Genomic DNA, 18,512 nt, shown 5'->3' on the forward strand with positions numbered 1-18,512 from the left:
CCCGATGGCCAACCTGAAGCACACCCTCAAGACCAACCTGCGCGAGGTCTACGCCCGCGTCCTGTTCCACACCGGGCTGCACGCCGTGGTCGATCGCTTGATGCCCAGGCGCATGACGATCCTCTTCGGGCACTGCGTCGACCAGGCGGAGTGCAACGGCTTCCTGCCCGCGGACATGAAGATCCGCGCGGACAACCTGGACCGGGTCCTGGGCTGGTTCGGCAAGCGCTACAGCCTCGACAGCATCGCCGGGGGTCACGACAAGCTGGCCGCCGGGTCCGATGGCAAGAGCGTGGTAGCCCTGTCCTTCGACGACGGCTACCGCGACAACCGCACCGCCCTCTTGCCGATCCTGCAACGCCACGGAGCCAGCGCCACGATCTTCCTGGAGTCGCGGCCCCTGGACGAGGGCGTCGTCAACTGGTCCCACAAGTACCACTGGGTCATCGCCCAGCCCGCGGCGGGCGACGCGCCGACGGAGATGTTCGTGCGGCGGTATCTGACCTTGAGCGAGGACGAGGCCGCCCTGGAGGGGCTGCGGCGCGCGCTCGAGGAGGATGCGGGGGAAGACCGGCTGCGCTACCAGGCCAAGCGGGTCATGAAGTACGAGGCGGACCCGGTTGATCGCGATCGCGTGATCGACCAGATCTTCGCCGGCGCCGGCGGGGACCAGGCGGCCCTGTGCGCGTCGCTCTACATGAGCTGGGACGACGCCCGGGCCCTGGCCGCGGCCGGGATCGAGCTCGGCGGCCACACCGTCAACCACGTGATCCTCTCGCGGCTGGATCGCGAGGGCGCGCGGGCCGAGATCGACGGCTGCCGCGCCAGCCTGGCCCGCGAGTTGGGCGGCGGGGGCACGCGCACCTTCGCCTATCCCTTCGGACGCCGCTGGGACTACAACGACGAGACCAGCGCGGTGACCCGCGAGGTCGGCTTCGATTTGGCCGTGAACACGCACGCGGGCACGAATGGGCCCGGGACCGACCGGATGCAGCTGCGCCGCTTGCCCGTGGACGACACGACGCCCATGCACCTACTGGTGGCCGAGGCCTGTGGTGGCTTCGATCTCCTGCGGCGGTTCGGTGTCGACTTGTCCGAGTGACCCCCGCACCAGCGAAGCGAGAGACTACAGCCATGAGCCAGAAGCACGCGTCGAACCTGACCCGCGTGATCGCCATCTACCGCGTCAAGCAGGCCAACGTGGACCAATTCATGGGGCTGCTCGAGCGGCACCACCCGACCCTGCTGCGCCTCGGTCTGGCGACGTCAGAGAAGCCGACGATCTACCGCGGTCTCGAGCAGGATGGGGGACCGATCGTGTTCGAGATCTTCGAGTGGGCCGACGCGGGCGCTCCCGAGAAAGCGCACCACTCACCCGAGGTCGGTGAGATCTGGGGCGCCATGGGGGAGATCTGCGAGGATCGCGACGGGCGACCGAAGTTCATGTTCCCCCACGTGGAGCGGATCGACTCGTAGCGAACGCGACACGGCCGGTCGCGAGGCCGTCCTAGCGATCGGCCGTGGGAGGGGCCCGGTGACGCGCTCGGGACTTCGAAGCGGGTCGTTCAGAGGGCAGGGAAGCTCTGCGCTGTGGACCGCGGAAGGAGCCGAGGGCCGAGTCTCCATTCGCCGCCCTGCCAGGGGAGCAACGGGTCTGCACGCGCCGGGCCCGGTGGCCAGGCTCCGAAGCCTGGGGCCTAGAAGACGGGCCTAGAAGACGGGCCTAGAAGACCGGCCTAGAAGACGGGCCTAGAAGACGTTGTAGACGAAGGCTCCGCCGTCGTCCTCTTCGCCGCCGCTGCCGGTGGCCACCATCAACGCGGTCAGGCCACCGACCACGAGTAGGAAGGGGACGACGATCCAGAGCCAGTTCTCGGCCAAGAAGCCGCGGTCGGTTTCGTTGTTCATCGGAGGATCAGACTTGGTGAGGGGCTCGGGCGTCGGGCACTCGGAGGCGGCTGCGCTAGAAGACCGGGTAGATGAAGGTCGGGTCGGAGCCGTCTCCGCCAGCTTCGCCGAAGGTCATCAGCAGCGCCGCCAGGCCGCCCATCACCAGCAGAAAGGGGACGACGATCCAGAGCCAGTTCTCGGCCAAGAAGCCGCGCTCGCTCTGGGTACTCATCGGTGATCTGCTGGCAGGGGAAGGGCGGTGGGGCCGTTGGCAGCCCCGGGAGGTGCGGGCTCCGATCGGAGCCCGCGCCGTTCTTGCGACCTAGAACAGAGTGTAGATGAAGGGCGCCACGAGCGGGGAGCTGGCTGCAACCACCAGCAGAGACCCGATCGACAGCAGCACGACCACCAGGGGCATCAAGTACCAGTGCCCACGACGGATGAAAGTCGTGATCAGCTCGGTGATGGTCGCGATGCGGTTGCCGAGCTTGTACGCAACGAATCCCAGCACGACGATCCCGAAGGCAGGGATGACCCAGTGGCTGATCGCGGGGGGAGCGGCCTTGGTCAGCTTGGTCACGCCGATGAAGACCGAGAAGACCAGGGCCAGCATGCCGGCGACCTTGATCGGCGGCTGCCACTTCGGCTCGTCCCGATAGGTGCCGTAGTAGAGGATCGTCAGGACGACGAAGAGCGCCAGGTAGAGCTTCACGAAGAAGGGGATTCCCTCGACGTGGGCGTGGAGCGGAGGCAGGGGCGAGCCCTCGTTGGCGGCCGGCAGGCCCAGCTCGTCGGCTCGCAGCTCGAGCTCGGAGTGCAGGAAGCCTGCGAAGGCGCCGTTGCCCAGGGGGTTGAAGTGCCAGTCGGTGCGGAAGTAGATCGGATCACCGGCCGCGCGCGCGGCGGCCAGGGCCGGGCGGGCGTCGACCGTCTCGAGGCCGGCCTTCGTCGCCAGCTCGAGGAAGGTGTCGACGCCGCGGTCGCCGTCCCAGTCGAGGCCGGTCAGGCCACGACCTTGCGGCTTGGGCAACTCGTACCGCTCACGCCAGCCATCCTCGTAGAGGGTCGCGGGCGGAATGGGAGCCACCAGGACCTTGGCCCCGATCTTGTCTGCGGCGCGCTTCAGACCGAGCAGCGCTCCGAGGCTGTGGGCGCGCACGGTCGTCATGAATTCCGGCTCCGGATCGAGCAGGGGAGCGAGCTCCTTCTCGATCGCCTTGGCGCTGCCGGCCGGAGTGAACCCGTGGGCCGCGAAGCCGGCGCGATCGACCTTGCCCATCCACTTGGTCAGCGCCCAGGACTGATGCCAGGGCTTGGCCGATCTATCTTCGAGGCTGCGCTCCTCGCGCTTGCCATCCGCCCCGTAGCGGGGCTTCTCGAGGGGACCGTTGCCTGTCTGGTAGACCGGCTGGCTGTTCCAGTAGAGGTCGTTCTCGTAGGGCAGCAGCAGCACCAGGTCGGGCTCGAACTCGGCCCCGTGGGCCTCGAGCCAGGCGGCCTCCTGGGCCGTGTCCCAGGCTTCGGTGCCCACGTTGACCACCTGGACCATGCGGCCGTCGGCGCGCATCAGATCCTCGAGTTGATCGACGAAGAGGTCCTCGCGTTCGACCGAGAAGCCGTAGGTGAAGGAGTCCCCGAGGGCCAGGATCCGGTACACGCCCTCGGGCTTGGCCGGAGTCGCCATCGGATCGTCGCGCAGTCCGAGCTCGTTCAACTCGAAGTGGGCGCGCAGCTCCGGCGTCTTCTTGGTCTGGGTGAAACCCGGCTTCTTGGACCAGCCGGTCGCCCCGTCGAAGACCAGGGGGCTGACGGTTGGGCCCTTGCCGAGGACCCGTAGGCCGACCTCGAGGACGATGAGGCCGAGGGCGAGGCTGACGAGGATGGAGAGGAAGACGTTGAGTGCGCGCATCGATCTAGGCAGGCAGCGGAGACAGAAGAGTCAGCGGTGGAACCGGGGGGGCAGCGGCGGTCAGCTGACCATCTCGGTCACCGAGTCGCCCTCGTGGCGCAGGGTGAACTTGGTGTCGGCGATCTTCTTCTTGGCGCTCTCCTCGACGACGAAATTGTTCATCAGGAGCAGGTCCATGCCCGACAGGCTGAACGTGTTGAAGGCGTGGCTGGGGTGCTCGACGATCGGCTCGCCCTTCAGGTTGAAGGACGTGTTCATGATCACCGGCACGTCGGTCAGCTCGCCGAAGCGCTCGATCAGTCGGTGGTAGGCCGGGTTGGTCTCCTTGTAGACCGTCTGCAGCCGACCCGAGCCGTCCTCGTGGGTGATCGCCGGGAGCACGTCGCGCTTCTCCTCGCGCACCGGGGCGACGTACAGCATGAAGCGCCCCGGCCACCAGTCGGCGGCCTCGGGGAAGTCGAAGAACTCGTTGGCGCGCTCTTCCAGAACCGATGGCGCGAAGGGCCGGAAGGCCTCGCGGAACTTGATCTTGGCGTTGAGCTTCTCCTTCATCTCCTGCTTGCGCGGATCGGCGATGATCGAGCGCGAGCCGAGGGCCCGGGGGCCCCATTCGAAGCGCCCGCGGTACCAACCGCAGACCATGCCGTCGGCCAGGGCCTGGGCCGCGAACTGGAAGAACTCCTCGTCGTCCTCGTAGTAGGTGTACGGGATGTCGTACTTCTCGAGGAAGGCGCGGATCTCGTCGTCGGAGTACTCGCTGCCCAGGTAGGCGTGGGTCAGACCCGGTCCGCGGGGCTGGTCGAGCAGGTGGTTGTAGGCCCAGTAGGCCGCGCCGACCGAGCCGCCGTCGTCACCCGGAGCCGGGTGGATGTAGACGTTCTCGAAGGGGCCCTGGCGCAGGATCTTGTAGTTGGCGACCGAGTTGAGGGCCACGCCGCCGGCCAGGCAGAGGTTCTTCATCCCGGTCTCCTTGTGGAGCCAGGTGGCCATCTTCAGCAGGATCTCCTCGGTCACCTTCTGGATCGAGGCGGCCATGTCGCAGTAGTAGGGATCGAGCGACTGGTCCTGCAGCTTCGGATCGCGCGCCGGCTTTCCGAAGTGCTGACCGAAGGCCTCCGCCAGCGTCTGGTCACGCGAGTAGTGGTAGGCGAAGTACTTCATGTCGTGCCAGATGCTGCCGTCCTCGCCGACTTCCAGCAGCTCGTAGATCTCTTTGCAGTACTTCGGCTGGCCATAGGGGTGCATCCCCATCAGCTTGTATTCGCCCTCGTTGATCTCGAAGCCGCAGTAGGCGGTGAAGGCCGAGTACAACAGGCCCAGGGAGTGCGGGAAGCGCAGCTCCTTGATGATCTCGATCTTGTTGCCACGGCCGACGCCGTAGGTCGCCGTGCTCCACTCGCCGGCGCCGTCGACGGTCAGGATCGCGGAGTCCTCGAACGGCGAGGTGAAGAAGCTCGACGCCGCGTGGCTCATGTGGTGGTCGGCGAAGAGCAGCTTCGAGCCGGGCACGCCCATCTCCTTCTGCATCAACGACTTGATCCAGAGCTTGTCTGTGACCCAGCGCTGCATCGACTCGCGGAACACCGCCGACGAGCGCGGGAACGTCGCCATCGCCGTGAGCAGCATGCGCTCGAACTTCACGAACGGCTTCTCGTAGAAGACGATGTGATCGACGTCGTGGATCGTCAGTCCGGCCTGGCTGAGCACGAACTCGATGGCGAGCGTGGGGAAGCCCGAATCGTGCTTGAGGCGACTGAAGCGCTCCTCCTCGGCTGCGGCGACGAGGACGCCGTCCTTGACCAGGGCGGCTGCGGAGTCGTGGTAGTAGAAGGAAAGGCCGAGGACGTTCATCGATGGGCTGCGGGCGAGGGGCGAGCGACGGCCGGCTCTCGGCCGTGTCGCACTGCGGGGGGCGTGAACTCGGGCGCGATTCCGGCGCGGTGGCTGCGGCCGAGAGGGCGCTGATTCAGGCTCTTGTGAGGAGATGGCGGGCTGCGCTGCGAGCGTCGACGACTTGGTCGCGCGGGGCTCGATCGCGAGGGGGGTGCCAGCGAAAGGCCGGACAGAGGGCTGTACGGAGCGGTGGGAGAACTAGCCCTGGCGCCGCGCGGCGCTGAGGGTCGAGTTGTTCTCTTCCCACTTGGACCAGTTCCCCGACTTCGGCCGACGCAGGCGGAGGGGGTCGGCGACCAGTTGGTAGACCAGCGCGGGCGGGCCGAGCAGCAGGTAGTAGAGGACCGTCAGGAACACGCGCGAGAGCATGCTCCCGAAGCGCTCGGAGAACTGGATCAGGGCGTTCATTCGGCGATGCGGTGGGGGGCCGTGGGACGGCGCGGGGCCGCCCTGGGGGGGGACGCCCTTCGTCGGGCGCGAAAAGTATAGCCGGCCCCAGCGGGAGCCGTCCTAAGTCACTGTCAACGGCCGGTCGCCGCCTTCGTCCCGGGGCGGCGGCCGGCTAGGCTCTGCCCATGGGGTCGATCGACGCGCAAGGGGGCCGAGCTGGGCACTCCATCCGGTTGGTGTGGAGCCTGGTGTCGGTCCTGGTCCTCGCGGGGGCTCTGCTGATGGTTTGGGGCAGCCTGCATGCCGGACCGGTCAGTGAGGACAGCGCGGCCCTCGGCTACGTCCACCGGGAGGGCCCTTGGGCGGACCTTTGGGGCGCGCAGTACGGCCTGCGGACGGTCCTCTTCTGGCGGCCGCTGGTGACAGCGAGCCTCGGTTTGCAGGAGGCTGTGTCGGGGTCCGCGATGCTGCCCCTGCGGGTCTTCAACCTGGCCTGCCACGTGCTCTCGGCCCTGCTGGCCGCTGCCCTGGCGCGCCGCTTGGGCGGAGGCTGGCTGGCGGCGGCCGCGGCCGTGGCGATTGCGATCACCTTCCCCTACCAGGGCGGCACGGTCACGTGGATCGTCGGCCGGGTCGACTCCCAGTGCCTGCCCCTCGTGCTGTTGACTGCTTGGGCCAGCCTCGCGGGGCGCCGCTGGACGGCTGGCCTCGCCGCCTTGGCGGCATTGGCCACGAAGGAGGCCGGCGCGGCCGCGCCCCTGGTCGCCGCCGCCCTGCTCTGGGGCCGAGGGGACAGCGTCGCGGCGACCCTGCGCGGGGCACTCCCCGCCGCGGTCGGGACTGCCGTCGGCCTGGTCGCACGGACCCTGGCTCTGGGCGAGATCGTCGGCGGCTACGCACCCGAGGGCCGCCCGGTGGGGGGCGACCTGTGGGGCGGTCTCACCTCGGCCGCCGTGAGCCTGGGCAACCTGCCCCTGGCCCTGCCCGCTCTAGTGGTGCTCGGACTCCTGGCCGGGCGAGCTCGACCCCGCGCGATCGTCGGCGCGGCGCTGGCCGCTCTGGCCACGGTCTTGCCCCTCGTGCCGCTGCTCGATGCGGGCGACCTGGAGCTCGTGCACCGGCGTTGGATGCTGGCGCCCGACGTCTTCCTGGGACTGACCTTGGCCCTGTGTCTGGGTGCCCCGGGGCCCGGGCGCCGCGCGCGGTTGGTGCCGACCCTGGCAGCCCTGTCGATCCTGCTGCTGGTCGTGGGTCAGCGGGCACAGGATGCGCGGCTGGACGTGCGCCGTTGGAGCCATGCGGCGAACGAGGCCTCGGCCCACGAGCAGCGCACGCGTCTGGCCCTGGAGGGCGTCGAACCCAGCGCCGTGCCGGTACTCGACGCCACCTTCCCCCGGGTCAACGCGGACGGCAGTGCCTATGTCGCCCAGTGGGGTGTGGCCGATCGATTCCGCGAGCCCTTCCCGAGCACGCCTCGGCCCGTGTGGCCCTGGCGCCGTCTGTTCGAAGCTGCCCAGAGTCCACGGGGCTCGGTGACGACCCCCCGCGACGGCCTGCGCTGGCCTCCGGGAGAAGCCCAGCTGCAGGTCGCGCCCATCGTGGTCGAGATCACCGACGGCGGCCAACCCACGGATCGTGTGCCCTTGGACCTGCGACTGTTGGCTGACGTGGAACCCGGAAGCGGCGTCGAGCTGCGGGTCCTGGGCGAGTATCCCGGGGCGCGGATCGAGTTCGTGGTCTTCACCGAGCTGGGCTACGGCACCGGCACCTGGGTCGGGGCGCCCGACGCCGCACGGATCGAACCCGCTGCGGACGACCCGGATGGCGTCCTGCGCTCGATCCGCAGGCTGCCCCTGCGAGAGGTGTTTCTGGCGTCGAATCGCGAGGGGATGCCCCTCTACCACGTAATTCGCCAGGCCGCCGATCTCGGTGCCCAAGTGGCCTACTTGGAGCTGCGGGCGGTCGATGATGCGCGCGGCAAGACCGATCGACCGATCGCCGCCAGCGCGTGGATCCGACTCGATCTGAGCGACGAGCTGCGGCGGGCGATGCTCGAGCGTTGAGGCGGTATCCCCGAGGGACGGCTCAGCGCAGGTCGAGCGTGCCCTGCAGCAGCTCGCTGTAGTCCGCGTCGAGCTCATAGCGCCCGTTGGCATTGCTGTCACGCCAAACGTCGAGGGTCACGCGGGCCCCCGGGGCGAGGGCGTTGACGAACAGGGCCAGGTCGTCGGGCCGCTGGGGCGCGAAGGGGCGCGGCGAGCCCTCGGCCCGCAGGGCCTCGATCAGATCGCCGGTGCGCAGATCGATATCGGCGGCAGGTCCGCCGGGGCGCACGTCGACCACACGCAGCAGACGCTTGGGACTGCGAATGCCGATCACGATCGGTTCGACCAGCAGCCCCGCTCGCTCGAACAGGAGTCCGTCGCGCCGCTCCCAACCGCGCATGCTGAGCACCGTCGATCGCCCCCCGCGTGAGACGGTCAGTTGCATCTCCTGACCCGGCTGGAGGGGCAGGCGGGCGCGAGTGAACTCCTCGGCCGACGTGACCTCACGTCCGTCGACGGCCACGACCCGATCGCCGCTGCGCAGCTCCGCTCGGTCGGCGGGGCCGCCGGGCGCGACGCGGGCGACCTCCAGGCTCTGGTCCGCCAGGTCGAACCCGAGCCAGGTGCGGGCCATGGAGGGCGAGAGCAGGGAGTCTTCCAACACCTGTCGGACGCGATCGACGGGGATCGCGAAGCCCATGTTCTCGGCTGCCCTGTTGACCACCGTGTTGATCCCGATCAGCTGACCGTTGATGTTGAGCAGCGGGCCACCGCTGTTGCCGGGGTTGATCGAGGCGTCGGTCTGGATCAGGTTCGTGAAGCGCAGCCCGTCGGCCTCCACGTCCCGGTGGAGTCCCGAGATGATCCCGGTGCTGACCGTGAAGGACTGGCCGTAGGGGTTGCCGATGGCGAGCACCGGCTCGGCGATCATCAGGTCCGAGCTGGTCCCCAGGGGAACGGTCGGGAAGGGCCCCGGCGAGCTGATCTTGAGCAGCGCGAGGTCCTCCTCGGGCACCGCCGACACGACTGTCGCGGGGTACTGTCGGTCGTCGATGGCCGGGTCGAAGGACACGACGATGTTCTGGGCACCGCGGATCACGTGGTTGTTCGTGACGACGTAGCCGTCCTCGAAGATCACCACCCCGGAGCCGGCGCTCTGGGCCAGTCGGTCCGGCAGGCGTTGGCCGAAGATCGTCTGTTGCGGGACCAGGACCTCGGTCACCACGTGGACCACTGCCGGCCGCACGGAGCGAGCCACGAGCACCTCGGGCGTCATCCTGCGGGACAACTCGTCAGCGATCTCGCCTCCCGGGGTAGGGGTGAGCTGGGCGGCGAGGGCGAGCAGGAGAGCTGTAGTCATGGTCGCTTGCGGGCCGGGTTGCCGGCGGTCGAGGGGACCGACGTGGCCGCGCTCGAGGTCACTACGGCTGGAGTGACACGGGTGTGAGCGCACCGAGGGGCCCCCCATTTGGCGTTCGTACGGTGCCAGGCACGAAACCGCCGCCTACGCTGCCCTGAGCAGCCGCCCTCGGCGGCCGCTCTGGGCCGCGTAGGCGGCGGTTTCGTGCCTGGCACCGTACGAACGCCAAATGCTCTCGGCGTCCCCAGCCCGGTGCGCTCCGCTCGGCGGGAGACTTCCTGGGTTGATCCGCCGGTGCTGCTCCGCATCTGCGGGTCCGCAGCCAGTGTCCTGGATCAGAAGTTAGGCGTCACTGCCCGGAGGTCCGGTCGATGCTGGCTAGTGTCCTGGATCGGAAATTCGGCGTCACTGCCCGGAGGTCCGATCGATGCTGGCTAGGCGCGCCGACGACGCGTATCCGCTGCGATACTCGGAGGAGGCGCTGGCGACGCCAGCGGCGATCGGAGCCCGGGAAGTGACGCCGAATTTCTGATCCAGGACGCTAGTTCCCCGCCCGCCCTACGACCGGCGTCCGTGGGGGAGCCAGGAGGGCAGGGGGATTGAGTGGTGGGCCATAGTGGATTCGAACCACTGACCTCCACGATGTCAACGTGGCGCTCTAACCAACTGAGCCAATGGCCCACTCAAGGCGGCAGAGACTAGCGCGCGCTCGGGGGGCTAACAAGCCCGTCCTGGCCTGACTTTCAGTCCTCGCTCTAGGCCCAGCTCGCGGGGCACGGAGGCTGGCCTCCTCCGCGGCCGGCACTACACTGCGCGGCTCGCGCCCGCGGTTCGGACTGCGGCGGCGCCCCCTTCGAAAGCCTCGTCCCCGAGCCCCCCCGGTACCTATCGTGAAGATCGGCGTTCCGACCGAGATCAAGCCCCAGGAGAACCGCATCGCCCTGACCCCCGCCGGTGCAGACCGCTTGGTGGCTGCCGGCCACCAGGTCTACGTCCAGTCGGACGGCGGACTCGGCAGCGGTTTCGACGACTCGGCCTACGAGCTGGCGGGCGCGACCATCGTCAGTGACGCCGACTCGGTCTTCGGTGAGTCGGACCTGATCCTCAAGGTCAAAGAGCCGCTCAAGGAAGAGTGGGCGCGGATTCGCAAGGGGCAGACGCTCTTCACCTACTTCCACCTCGCGGCGGATCGCGTGCTGACGGAGGGCCTGATGGCGACCGGCGCACACTGCTTCGCCTACGAGACGCTCGAGGTCGGCCGCACCCTACCGCTCTTGACGCCGATGAGCGAGGTGGCGGGTCGCATGTCGATCCAAGCCGGCGCTCACCACCTCGAGAAGGCCCACGGCGGGTCCGGCATCCTGCTGGGCGGTGTCCCCGGCGTGAAGCGCGCCAAGGTGCTCGTGATCGGCGGAGGCGTGGTCGGGATCAACGCCGCGCGCATGGCCTGCGGCCTGGGCGCCGACGTCACGATCATGGACGTCAACCTCGACCGGCTGCGCTACCTCGACGAGGTCATGCCGGCCAACTGCCGCACCGTCCACTCCTCGCGCTTCGCGATCCGCGAGCACTTGAACCACGTCGACCTGGTCATCGGGGCGGTGCTGATCCCCGGGGCCGCGGCGCCCAAGCTGGTGCATCGTGAGGACCTCGAGCTGATGGGCGAGGGCTCGGTGATCGTCGACGTGGCCGTGGACCAGGGCGGCTGCGTCGAGACCTGCAAGCCGACCACCCACGCCAATCCGACCTTCGTCGTCGACGGCGTGGTGCACTACTGCGTGGCCAACATGCCCGGCGCCGTGCCCCGCACGAGCACCCTGGCCCTGACCAACGCGACCCTGTCGTACACCCTCGAGCTGGCCCGTCTGGGCGGCAAGGCGGCCGTCGAGCAGTCCGCGCCACTGCGTACCGCGGCCAACATCATCGGCGGCCAGATCACCTGCAAGGCCGTCGGCGAGGCCTTCGGCATGGCTTCGGTCGACCCGGCCGAGGCCTACGGCCGGTTGGCCTGAGGGGCGGGATATCGCCCTTGGATCCGGCTGCGTTCCACCCTCTGGCCCAGTTCGCCACCCTGGCCGACGTGACCTACCCCGACGGGGAGGGTCAGTTGCTAGCGGTGGTGATCCTGGCCGTGGTCCAGGGCCTGACGGAGTTCCTTCCGGTCAGCTCATCCGGCCATCTCGTGCTCGGGCGCGAGGCCCTGGGGCTGCATGCGATCGAGGGCGCTGTGATCACGATCGCCCTGCACGTGGGCACGCTGATCGCAGTGTTGGCCGTCTACGGGCGCGACCTGCTCGGAGTTCTGCGCGATGCGATCTCGGGGCGGCCGCGTGACCTGGGCATGATCCTGCTCGGGAGCGTTCCGGCCGCCGTGGTCGGGATCGGTGCGGGCGATGCCCTCGACGGCATCTTCGACTCGCCCGTCCTCGCTGCCTCCGGTTTGCTGGTGACGGCCCTGATCCTCATCACCGGCGACGTCTTCCGGAAGCGGCGCGAGCTGATCGGGATGCCAGAGGAGGAACTCGGCCTGAACGTCGGCGTCTGGGCTGCTCTGTTCATCGGCACCTTCCAAGCCCTGGCGATCCTGCCGGGGATCTCGCGCTCAGGAGCCACGATCTGCGCCGCGCTGATGGTGGGCCTGTCGGCCCCGCGAGCGGCGCGGTACTCGTTCCTGCTCAGCCTCGTCTCCGTCGGTGGGGCGGCCCTGCTCGAGTTCTCGGACGTCGAGCAGATCGACGGCCGCACGATGATCGACCTCGGCATCGGCGTCGCGGTCTCGGCCGCGGTGGGGCTCTTGGCCCTGCGCCTGCTTCTGGTGGCCCTGCGCCGCGGTAGCTTCCCCTGGTTCGCCGCCTACTGCGCCACGATCTCTGCCCTCTGGTTCGCCCTGGGCTGACGCCCTTCCCCCTCCGCACACATTCATGCCCGTCTCCAACAACACCGAGGGTCGCCGCGCCCTGATCACCGGAATCACCGGCCAGGACGGCAGCTACCTGGCCGAGCTGCTCTTGGAGCTTGGCTACGAGGTGTTCGGCGTGGTGCGCCGCGCCAGTACCGAACGTTTCGAGCGCATCGACCACCTGCGCGACCGGGTCAACCTGCTCCACGCCGACCTCTTGGACCAGTCGTCCCTCAACCGCGCCTTCGCCGAGGCGGCACCGGTCGAGGTCTACAACCTGGCGGCCCAGTCCTTCGTTCCGACCTCCTGGAGCGAGCCGGTGCTGACCGCCCAGTTCACCGGGATGGGCGTCACGCGGGTGCTCGAGGCCCTGCGCCAGACCTGCCCAGAGGCGCGCTTCTACCAGGCCTCCAGCTCGGAGATGTTCGGCAAGGTCCAGGAGAGCCCGCAGAAGGAATCGACGCCGTTCTACCCGCGCAGCCCCTACGGTGTGGCCAAGGTCTACGGGCACTGGATCACGGTCAACTACCGCGAGTCCTACGACCTGTATGCCTGCAGCGGGATCCTGTTCAACCACGAGTCGCCGCGCCGCGGTCTCGAGTTCGTGACGCGCAAGATCACCCACACGGCCGCGCGCATCAAGCTCGGCCTGGCCAGCGAGCTGCGCCTGGGCAACCTCGACGCCCGCCGCGATTGGGGCTTCGCCGGGGATTATGTGCGCGCCATGTGGTTGATGCTGCAGAGCGATGAGCCGGACGACTACGTGATCGCCACCGGCGAGACCCACTCGGTTCGGGAGTGCTGCGAAGTGGCCTTCGCGCACCTGGGGCTCGACTGGCAGGATTTCGTCAAGACCGACGACAAGCTGCTGCGCCCGGCCGAGGTCGAGTTCCTGATGGGCGACTACAGCAAGGCCAAGCGGCAGTTGAAGTGGGAGCCCGAGGTCAGCTTCAACAGCTTGATCGAGATGATGGTCGACTCCGACCTGGCGAGCCTGACGGAGCGCAGGCGCTGAGGTTGGCCGTGGCAGGCACCCTGGTCACCGGCGCGTCGGGCTTCGTCGGCGGACGATTGCTGCGACGCCTCTCCTCGGCGGGGGCTGAGGTCTGGGGCTTGGCCCGCCGCCCCCAGGCGTCGCCCCCCGCCCTGCCCGCCGAGCGTTGGATCCGGGCCGATCTGCGTGACCGGGAGGCCGTCATCGCCGCAGTGCAACGGGCCGCGCCCGAGCGCATCTTCCACCTCGGCGCCCTGGCCTCCCCGCGGGCCTGCGACCGCGCGCCCGACGAGGCGCGAGCCAGCAACGTGGCCGGTACGGCAGCGATCCTCGAGGGGGCCCAGGCCGTCGGGGCACGGGTACTGCTGGCCAGCTCGTCCCAGGTCTACGGCCGCGTCGAGGGCCACATCGACGAGCACCACCCGTTGGATCCGGTGACGGTCTACGGCCAAACCAAGCTCGAGGCCGAGAACCTGGCGCGCGACTACGCAGCGCGGGGGCTGCCGGTCGTCATCGCACGGCCCTTCAACCATTCCGGGCCGGGCCAGACCACCGACTACGTCCTGCCGGCCCTGGTCGAGCAGGTTCGCGTGGCGGCGGCGAAGGGTGTTCCCATTCGCACCGGCAACCTGTTCCCGCGGCGCGACTTCCTGCACGTGGACGACGTGCTGGACGCCTACGAGCTATTGATCGAGCGCGGGCAGGCGGGTGAGGCCTACAACGTGTGTCGCGGCGAGGGACTGACCATCGGCGAGGCCCTGCACGGGATCCAGCGCCGCTTGGGCGCCGCCGATCAGCGCACCGAAGAGGACCCCGAACGGGTCCGATCCCAGGATCCGAGCGAGGTGGTCGGTGTGGCCGCCAAGCTCGCCGCCCTGGGCTGGTCGCCCAAGGTCGGGCTGGAATCACTGCTCGACGACATCGCCAAGCCGGCCTTGTAGCGCGTCAGCCACGAGGCCAGGTTGGTGCCCGGGCACTCGGTGTTCTTGAAGTGACGGTGACCGAAGACGGCGCTGCGCGCGATCCCGTATTGACCGCGCAGGCCGTCGATCAGCTGGGTCAAGGCGATCAACGCCGCCGGCGTCGGCCGCTCGCTGTTGAAGTTGCCCAGCAGGCAGATGCCGATGTTGCCGGAGTTGAAGTTCGCGCCCGTGGCGGGGTCGCGCCCCGCGTGGGCGCCCTGCCACTGCAGTTCGCGACCCTGGAACACGCGGCCGCAGGGATCGATCAGGAAGTGGTAGCCGATGTCGGCCCAGCCGTTGGTGCTGACGTGCTCGTGCTGGACCCGGCGCAGGGCGTCCGCCGACGCGGCGAGGCTGGCGCCATGGAGGTGCCCGGCGCTCATGGCCGTGTGGTGGACCGTGATCTTGTTCCAGCGCGAGGCCGGGGTCATGTCGCGGCGATCCGCGGGCGAAGCACCCCAGATCGCGCGCGGGATCGCTGTGCCGCTGAAGCTCGCCTCCACCCGCTCGGCCTTGTCCACATGCCCGACGTCCAGTCCGAGCTGCTCGATGGCCGCCAGACCGTCTTCCGCGCGGTGCTGTTGGTAGGCGCTGGCGAGGCGGTCGGTCAGCACCGCCTGGAAGCCCAGGGCCGCCAGCTCCAGTCGCGTCGAAATCACCTCAGGATCGGCTGAGTTGCGGTCCAGAGCCGCCATCTCGGCGCGACCCTCGGCCAGGTCGAGCAGGGCGTCGAGGCGCTCTTCGGAGGCGGCGCCGGGTCCTTCCGCCGAGAGCCAGCGGTCGATACGGTCCAGACGCTCCCAGCCCATCGGGAGCTGAGCCCAGTCGTTGAATTGCACCCGCGCACCGAGGCGGGGACCTGGGGCGGCGCAGGCGACCACCAGCAGCGCGATCGCGAGGCCCCGGACCAACGCCATGGCACCGCCCGACCGGCCAGCGCCTGCACTTCCTCGCGTCGCAGACCAGGCGCGGGGGGCCTCACCACCTCGACGGGCTTCGAGTCGGGTTCTCTCGACAGGAGAAATCTGGGGCCGCTTGGACGATAGTGAGGAAGGAGCCAAGCCTGCGAGACCGCCTGGGCGGTGATGGGACCGTGGGGCCGTGGCGGCCGCTAGGGCGCCCGCTCGCCCACACTCGTACCACTTTGGATGATCCCGGAGCAACGACCGTGACCCGACCTGTTCAACGACGGCGCCTGCGCGGGCTCGCCACCCTCGGCCTGCTCCTGTTGGGATCAGGCCTGTGCGCCCCGCTCGCAGCGGGCGCTCAGGACGAGGATCTGGAGCTCGAGGCGCTGCTGCGCGAAGTTCGGGTCGAGGCCGATCGACTGCGGCTGCGCGGGGACTGGTCGGCGGCGGGCCGAGAGTTGGACGAACTGCTGGGTGAGGAGCCCTCCGACTGGCGCTCGCGCGTCTATCTCGGGCGCCTGGACCTGGACCGTGGACAGCACGACGCAGCCCTGGACGAGCTCGAGCGGGCCTTGAAAGACGCGGCCGGCGCACCGCCGGCCGATCCGGACCTGCTGCTGCTGTTCGAGACGCAGCTCGAAGCCCTGGCCGAGCTGGGCCGGGGCAGCGAGGTCGAGGCGGTCCTGATGGAGGCCGGCGAGCGTGGTTTCTCGGCCGAAGAGCCGCGACTTGCGGAGCCCGCGGCCCGGGGCCTGTTGGAGATCGGCAAGCGCACACGTGCCGTCGAACTGCGCCGCAGCGCCGCCCGCGCCGAGGTCGACGATTGGCGCTCGCTGCTCGCACGGGGTCAGTGCCAGCGGGCCCTGGGCGACCTGACCGGCGCTTCCGAGAGCGTCGTCGCGGCCGCGGCGGCCTGCGGGACCACGCCCGAGGCGCCGGTGCTGGCCGAGCTGGCCGACATCTACTTCGAAGCCGACGGCGAGGGCCAGCGTGGAAGCGGCTCCCGTCCGGCGGGCGAGCTCTTCCTCGAGGCCTTGCAGCGCAATCCCAAGTGCGAGTCGGCCCTGCTCGGCCTGCACGCCATGGGTCGGGTCAACTGGCGACGCCAGAACCGTGGCGCCATGGAGTACATCGAGGACCTGCTGCGGGACCGACCGACCTCGGTCGAGGGACTCCTGGCCGTGACGCGCTACCAGCTCGATCTGGGCCAACTGCCCGCGGTGCGAGCGCGCCTCGCGCGTCTGGACCAGATCGCCCCCGGCCGTCGCGACGTGGGCACCCTGCACGCGGCACTGGCCTGGGTCGAGCACCATCGCGACGACTGCCGGAAGATCCTCGCGCGCCTGGCGCAGGTCGATCCAGACGATTCCGAGCCCGAGCGTGAGGTGGGCCGCCACCTGCTCGAGCTGTATCGCTTCTCCGAGGGACTCGACTTCCTGCGCTCGGCGGTCGAGCGCGACACCGGCGACCACCAGGCCTGGACGCAGCTCGGACGCGCCCTGGCGAACACCGGCGACGTGCGCGGCGGCCTGGAGGCCTTGGACCGGGCCAAGACCGAGGCCAAGGGCCGCCACGACGTCTGGCGCGAGAACACGCGCGTGGTGCTCGGTCGCATCGTCGACGAGTTCGAGGAAGTCGAAGCGGGCCTTCTGACCTTCGCCTGGCCGCCGACGGGCTCGGACGTGCTGGCGGAGTATTGGGTGCCCTTCTACTCGGAGGCGCGCAAGGATCTGGCCCTGCGCTACGGCTACTCCTCGGGCAAGGTTCGCATCGAGGTCTTCGATCGCCACGGCGACTTCTCCGTGCGCTCGACGGGTTTCCAGGGCTTTCCGGCCCTGGGTGTGTGCTTCGGCCCGGTCGTGACCGCCGTGTCGCCCCTGTCCGAGATGCGCGGCAGCTTCTCCTGGGCGCGCACCTCGTACCACGAGTTCACCCACGTGGTGCACCTGGGCCTGTCGAACAACCGTTGCCCGCGCTGGATCACCGAGGGCCTGGCCACCTGGGAGGAGACGCGCGTCAACCCCTCCTGGGATCGCAACCTGCGTCGGGACCTGCTCGACAGCCACGCCAGCGGCACGATCTTCCCGCTGCGCGAGCTGAACGCGGCCTTCCGCGGACCGCGCATCATCTTCGGCTACTACCAGGGCGGCCTGCTGTGCCGGATGCTGATCGACGAGTTCGGCTTCCCGTCGATGATCAGGCTGCTGGAGGCCTTCGATCGCGGTGAGGACCTGGACGGAGCCATGGACTCCGTCTTCGGGCTCACCCCGGAGCAGATCGACGAGCGCTTCGACGCCTTCGTGCGCCAAGAGATCGCGGGCCTTTCGATCGAGCCGCGCTGGGATCCGGACCAGGTCCGACGCCTGCGGTTCGGGCTGGATCCGGAGCCGCCGCAGGATCCGGCCCGGCTCGAGCGTTGGAAGGACGACTGGGCGACGGTGGCCTGGTCCGCCTACCAGCAGGACAGCCAAGTCGACGCTCAGGAGGCCCTGCGGCGGGCCGAATCGGCGGGGGAGCCGCCCCTGCGCGCCCTGGCATTGCGCGGGCAGATGGCCTTCGCGGCCAAGGACGTCCGGCGCGCGGTGGAGCTCTGGGACCAGTTCCTCGGTGCCGGCGGTGACGACTTCTTCGTGCGCGTCGCCCTGGCCGACCTGGCCTGGAACGACGGCGATTCCGACACGGCCAAAGGGCACCTCTTGGCAGCGGAGGCGGCCTACCCGGGCTTCCCGGACCCGTCCCTCTCGGCCGAGCTCGGCCTGGCCCGGCTCTACGAAGGCTTGGACGACGAGGACTCGGCCATGGCCGCGCGGGAGCGCTGGTTGGGCTGGAACGGTGGTGAGGCCGAGCTGCGGCTGGTCGTGGCAGCCTGGCATGCCCGCGCCGGGCGCTTCACCGAGGCCGAGCGCTTGCTGCGCGAGGCCAACGAGGTCGATCCCTTCCGCAGGCGCATGCACGTGGACTGGGCGGCGGCGCTGCTCGAGCTGGGGCGCTTCGACGATGTGCTGCGCGAGGTGCGCGTGGCACGCATGGTCAGTCCCGAGCTCGACGCCGACGGACCGGCCGAGTGGGGCGACGCGGAGTTCGCCGAGCTCTTCGGCCTCGAGGCCCAGGCTCTGCGCGGCCTGGGGCGCGACGAGGAGGCCCGCGAGCGGGCGCAGGATGGGCTGGATCTCGACGCGCAGGAGCCGCGCTCGCGCGACGTCCTCGACCGGCCCGGCGGCTGAATCGGATCGCCCGGAGCGGGCAGGCGCTAACATCCTGC

General features: G+C 69.5%; 14 protein-coding genes, 1 tRNA gene and 1 pseudogene. 8 read left to right on the forward strand and 8 right to left on the reverse strand.

Translation table 11 applies throughout. The features are described 5' to 3' along the window. Window positions 1-4: 4 nt before the first annotated feature. Entirely contained in the window at window positions 5-1,102 is a 1,098-nt protein-coding gene (locus Pla133_RS12030) for a polysaccharide deacetylase family protein (protein ID WP_145065504.1), read from the forward strand. Window positions 1,103-1,134: 32 nt separating this feature from the next. Further along, window positions 1,135-1,476: a hypothetical protein gene (locus tag Pla133_RS12035; protein WP_145065507.1), complete on the forward strand. Its 342-nt coding sequence runs from the start codon at window positions 1,135-1,137 to the stop codon at window positions 1,474-1,476. A 273-nt stretch (window positions 1,477-1,749) separates the two neighbouring features. On the opposite strand, the gene Pla133_RS26240 is transcribed toward Pla133_RS12035, so the two are convergent. From Pla133_RS26240 to Pla133_RS12050, 5 genes are all read right to left on the reverse strand, one after another. Beyond that, on the reverse strand, window positions 1,750-1,908 hold the full coding sequence (locus Pla133_RS26240; RefSeq protein WP_419192415.1) for a hypothetical protein: 159 nt from the start codon (window positions 1,906-1,908) through the stop codon (window positions 1,750-1,752). Window positions 1,909-1,963: 55 nt separating this feature from the next. Beyond that, complete coding sequence (locus Pla133_RS26245; RefSeq protein WP_419192416.1) at window positions 1,964-2,122, reverse strand: hypothetical protein; 159 nt, start codon at window positions 2,120-2,122, stop codon at window positions 1,964-1,966. A 90-nt stretch (window positions 2,123-2,212) separates the two neighbouring features. Beyond that, a complete protein-coding gene (locus Pla133_RS12040; RefSeq protein WP_145070878.1) occupies window positions 2,213-3,799 on the reverse strand; it encodes a DUF5989 family protein in 1,587 nt (528 codons plus the stop codon). A gap of 60 nt (window positions 3,800-3,859) precedes the next feature. Further along, the gene (locus Pla133_RS12045; protein WP_145065510.1) at window positions 3,860-5,650 is read right to left on the reverse strand and encodes a carbamoyltransferase family protein; all 1,791 of its coding nucleotides are present in this window, start codon (window positions 5,648-5,650) and stop codon (window positions 3,860-3,862) included. A 240-nt stretch (window positions 5,651-5,890) separates the two neighbouring features. Continuing rightward, window positions 5,891-6,100 carry a hypothetical protein gene (locus Pla133_RS12050; RefSeq protein ID WP_145065513.1) on the reverse strand — a complete coding sequence of 70 codons (210 nt, stop codon included), beginning with the start codon at window positions 6,098-6,100 and terminating at the stop codon, window positions 5,891-5,893. Window positions 6,101-6,267: 167 nt separating this feature from the next. On the opposite strand from Pla133_RS12050, the gene Pla133_RS12055 reads away from it, so the two are divergent. Next, window positions 6,268-8,145: a hypothetical protein gene (locus Pla133_RS12055; RefSeq protein WP_145065516.1), complete on the forward strand. Its 1,878-nt coding sequence runs from the start codon at window positions 6,268-6,270 to the stop codon at window positions 8,143-8,145. A 22-nt stretch (window positions 8,146-8,167) separates the two neighbouring features. Here the strand turns inward: Pla133_RS12055 and Pla133_RS12060 are convergent, their stop codons facing one another. Further along, a complete protein-coding gene (locus Pla133_RS12060; protein ID WP_419192417.1) occupies window positions 8,168-9,487 on the reverse strand; it encodes a trypsin-like peptidase domain-containing protein in 1,320 nt (439 codons plus the stop codon). Between the two features lie 604 nt (window positions 9,488-10,091). Next, a tRNA-Val gene (locus Pla133_RS12065) sits at window positions 10,092-10,168 on the reverse strand. 209 nt (window positions 10,169-10,377) lie between these two features. Between Pla133_RS12065 and ald the strand changes: the two genes are divergently transcribed. The 4 genes from ald to Pla133_RS12085 are packed head-to-tail and all read left to right on the forward strand — an operon-like array spanning window position 10,378 to window position 14,321. Then, complete coding sequence (gene ald / locus Pla133_RS12070; RefSeq protein ID WP_145065522.1) at window positions 10,378-11,499, forward strand: alanine dehydrogenase; 1,122 nt, start codon at window positions 10,378-10,380, stop codon at window positions 11,497-11,499. Window positions 11,500-11,516: 17 nt separating this feature from the next. Beyond that, a complete protein-coding gene (locus Pla133_RS12075; RefSeq protein ID WP_419192418.1) occupies window positions 11,517-12,383 on the forward strand; it encodes an undecaprenyl-diphosphate phosphatase in 867 nt (288 codons plus the stop codon). Window positions 12,384-12,408: 25 nt separating this feature from the next. Then, the gene (gmd, locus tag Pla133_RS12080) at window positions 12,409-13,401 is read left to right on the forward strand and encodes a GDP-mannose 4,6-dehydratase (RefSeq protein ID WP_145065528.1); all 993 of its coding nucleotides are present in this window, start codon (window positions 12,409-12,411) and stop codon (window positions 13,399-13,401) included. A gap of 8 nt (window positions 13,402-13,409) precedes the next feature. Further along, the gene (locus Pla133_RS12085; protein ID WP_419192419.1) at window positions 13,410-14,321 is read left to right on the forward strand and encodes an NAD-dependent epimerase/dehydratase family protein; all 912 of its coding nucleotides are present in this window, start codon (window positions 13,410-13,412) and stop codon (window positions 14,319-14,321) included. Window positions 14,322-14,359: 38 nt separating this feature from the next. Here Pla133_RS12085 and Pla133_RS12090 read toward each other — a convergent pair. Next, window positions 14,360-15,259: pseudogene (locus Pla133_RS12090) on the reverse strand (peptidoglycan recognition protein family protein); the annotation flags it as partial. Window positions 15,260-15,510: 251 nt separating this feature from the next. Here Pla133_RS12090 and Pla133_RS12095 point away from each other — a divergent pair. Next, on the forward strand, window positions 15,511-18,474 hold the full coding sequence (locus Pla133_RS12095; protein ID WP_145065536.1) for a tetratricopeptide repeat protein: 2,964 nt from the start codon (window positions 15,511-15,513) through the stop codon (window positions 18,472-18,474). Window positions 18,475-18,512: the final 38 nt, after the last annotated feature.

This window comes from Engelhardtia mirabilis (assembly GCF_007748095.1).
Lineage (GTDB): Bacteria > Planctomycetota > UBA1135 > UBA1135.

Excerpts from the sequence above, each read along its gene's own strand:
- Pla133_RS12030 (WP_145065504.1), top strand. The coding sequence starts at position 5 with ATGGCCAACCTGAAGCACACCCTCAAGACCAACCTGCGCGAGGTCTAC.
- Pla133_RS12035 (WP_145065507.1), top strand. The coding sequence starts at position 1,135 with ATGAGCCAGAAGCACGCGTCGAACCTGACCCGCGTGATCGCCATCTAC.
- Pla133_RS26240 (WP_419192415.1), bottom strand. The coding sequence starts at position 1,908 with ATGAACAACGAAACCGACCGCGGCTTCTTGGCCGAGAACTGGCTCTGG.
- Pla133_RS26245 (WP_419192416.1), bottom strand. The coding sequence starts at position 2,122 with ATGAGTACCCAGAGCGAGCGCGGCTTCTTGGCCGAGAACTGGCTCTGG.
- Pla133_RS12040 (WP_145070878.1), bottom strand. The coding sequence starts at position 3,799 with ATGCGCGCACTCAACGTCTTCCTCTCCATCCTCGTCAGCCTCGCCCTC.
- Pla133_RS12045 (WP_145065510.1), bottom strand. The coding sequence starts at position 5,650 with ATGAACGTCCTCGGCCTTTCCTTCTACTACCACGACTCCGCAGCCGCC.
- Pla133_RS12050 (WP_145065513.1), bottom strand. The coding sequence starts at position 6,100 with ATGAACGCCCTGATCCAGTTCTCCGAGCGCTTCGGGAGCATGCTCTCG.
- Pla133_RS12055 (WP_145065516.1), top strand. The coding sequence starts at position 6,268 with ATGGGGTCGATCGACGCGCAAGGGGGCCGAGCTGGGCACTCCATCCGG.
- Pla133_RS12060 (WP_419192417.1), bottom strand. The coding sequence starts at position 9,487 with ATGACTACAGCTCTCCTGCTCGCCCTCGCCGCCCAGCTCACCCCTACC.
- gmd (WP_145065528.1), top strand. The coding sequence starts at position 12,409 with ATGCCCGTCTCCAACAACACCGAGGGTCGCCGCGCCCTGATCACCGGA.